At 73.2% G+C, this 2,496-nt stretch carries 1 protein-coding gene and 1 pseudogene; both read left to right on the forward strand.

The features are described 5' to 3' along the window. The first annotated feature begins 10 nt into the window (after positions 1–10). A pseudogene (locus CCN39_RS47645) lies at positions 11–1,121 on the forward strand (PucR-like N-terminal domain-containing protein). A 25-nt stretch (positions 1,122–1,146) separates the two neighbouring features. Then, positions 1,147–2,343: a PucR family transcriptional regulator gene (locus CCN39_RS47650; RefSeq protein ID WP_086853761.1), complete on the forward strand. Its 1,197-nt coding sequence runs from the start codon at positions 1,147–1,149 to the stop codon at positions 2,341–2,343. Positions 2,344–2,496: the final 153 nt, after the last annotated feature.

Here is a 2,496-nt window from a genome sequence, read left to right on the forward strand (position 1 = left end):
GCGCACCCCGGTGGATCCCCGGCACGGCCGCGCTTCCGGCGCGATCGGGTTGTGGGCGTCCCTGCCCCGCGAGCTGGCGATCCGCTTCAAGCCGCGGGTCGACCCGCTCGCCCGCGCCATCCTCCAGGAGGTGCAGCGGGCGGTGCCCGAGTACCGCCAGCCGCTGGAGGGCGCGTTCGGGCACATCATCACGCAGGGTGTCCGGCAGTCGATCATCCAGTGCCTCGACAGTGTCGGCACCCCCGGTGCCGTACCGCTCGAAACGTGGACGACCGTTTTCCGCAACCTCGGCAAGATCGAGTTCAACGAGGGCCGCAGCCTCGACTGCCTACAGACCGCCNNTCTTCGCCTACGTCGACGAGATCTCGGCCCTCTCGATCGAGGGCTACACGGCGGCGCAGACGCGCGCGGCAGGCACCCGCGCCCGCCGCCGGAGACGGCTGCTGGAGCTGCTGCTCGCCGACCCGCCGTCCGCGCCGCAGGCCATCACCGCGCAGGCCGCCACGGCGCAGTGGCCCCTGCCGCTCGAAGTCACCGTCGTCGCCCTCGAACCCCGCGCCGACCAGCACAGCCTGGCCGCGCCGGACCTGCATTCCGACGTCCTCGTGGACCTCGAGGGCAGCGAGCCGTGCCTGGTCACCGGCGCCCCGGAGAAGCACCTGAGGAACCTCGCCGAGCGGTTGCCGGGCTGGCGCGCGGTGATCGGCCCGACCGTGCGGCTCACCGACGCGCCGCGCTCGCTGCTCTGGGCGCGTCGCACGCTGAAGCTCCTCCAGCGCGGCGTGCTGCCGGACGCGCCGGTGACGCGCTGCACCGACCACCTGTCCACGCTCTGGCTGCTCGCCGACGAATTCCTCGTCCGCGAACTCTGCGCGCGCAGCCTGCAGCCGTTCGAGGACCTCACGCCGAAGCAGCGGGCGCGGCTCGGCGAGACGCTGCTGATCTGGCTGCAGTCCCGCGGCAGCGCCCCCGAAATCGCGAAGAGGCTGAAGGTGCACCCGCAGACCGTCCGGTACCGCATGCACCAGCTCATCGACCTGTTCGGCGACCGGCTCAACAACGCCGACGACCGGCTCGACATGGAGATCGCGCTGCGCGCGGAGGCTCTCCTCGGTTCCTGACTCCTCTTCCACAATGGGGTGGGCGATGACGGGACCACCCGTCGAAACGAACTTCGGACCGATGCTCGGCGGCGACGGCCGGCCGGGACAGCTGTGGGCCATGCTCCCCCGCGAGCTGGCCGCGGTGTTCCGGCCGCGGCTGCTGGACGTCGCCGACGAGGTGCTGCGCGAGATCCAGCGGACCATCCCGGACTACGCGCGGCCCCTCGACGGGGCGTTCGGCAAGGCGCTGCGCGCCGGCGTCCAGGCGGCGATCCTGCAGTTCATCGACCGGATCGCGACGTCGGGGCCGGTGCCGGAGGAGCGGCGCAAGGTGTTCGTCGGGCTCGGCGTGCACGAGCTCGCGCAGGGCCGCAACCTCGACGTCCTGCAGGCCGCCTACCGGGTCGGCGCGCGGGTGACGTGGCGGCGGATGGCGGAGGTGGGGACACGGGCCGGCGTGCCCTCGGCGACGCTGTGCCTGCTGGCCGAGGCGATCTTCGCCTACATCGACGAGCTCTCCGCGCTGTCGATCGAAGGGCACGCGGCGGCCCAGGCACGGGCGGCGGGCGCGCTGGAACGGCGCCGGCGCCGGCTGCTGGACCTGCTGCTGGCCGACCCGCCGTCGCCGTCCCGGACGGTGCAGGAAGCCGCGACGGCGGCGGAGTGGCCGTTGCCGCACCGGCTCGTCGCGGTGGCGCTCGACGGACCCGCCGAGGTCACCGGGCTGGCCGCGTTGGAGGACCTCGAAGACGGCACCCCGCGGCTGCTGCTGCCGGCCCCGGCGGACCGCCGCGCGCTGACGGCGGCCCTGGCCGGCCACCGGGCGGCGGTCGGGCCGCCGGTCCCGCCGCGTCAGGCGGGCCGGTCCCTGGCGACGGCCCAGGAGGCGTTGCGCCTGGTGACGGCGGAGGTCCTCCCGGACGAGCCGCTGACCTGGTGCGAGGACCACCTCGCGACGTTGTGGCTGCGCAAGGAGCCGTTCCTGGTGACGGAGGTGTCCCGCCGCCGCTTGGCCCCGCTGACGGCGTTGACCCCGAAGCAGTACAACCGCCTGGCCCACACGCTGCTCGCGTGGCTGGAGACGTGCGGCAACGTCCGCGAGGTCGCCGACCGCCTCGCGATCCACCCCCAGACGGTCCGCGCCCGCGCCCAGGAGCTGGAAACCCTCTTCGCGAACAGCCTCCGCAACCCGGACGACCGCTTCGAAATGATCCTCGCCCTCCGCGCCACCCTCCCTTGACCCCGTGTCGACCTCCTGATCACGAGTGATGCCCCTTCAATCACGCGTGATGGCCGCTCGATCACGCAGGAAGCCCCTTCCGCCCGGGCAACCGGTGTGCGGGAAGGGACATCACGCGTGATCAGAGGGACATCACGCGTGATTGGAGGGTCG

Source organism: Amycolatopsis kentuckyensis, from assembly GCF_002155975.1.
In the GTDB taxonomy this organism is placed as follows: Bacteria; Actinomycetota; Actinomycetes; order Mycobacteriales; family Pseudonocardiaceae; genus Amycolatopsis; species Amycolatopsis kentuckyensis.

Excerpts from the sequence above, each read along its gene's own strand:
- CCN39_RS47650 (WP_086853761.1), top strand. The coding sequence starts at position 1,147 with ATGACGGGACCACCCGTCGAAACGAACTTCGGACCGATGCTCGGCGGC.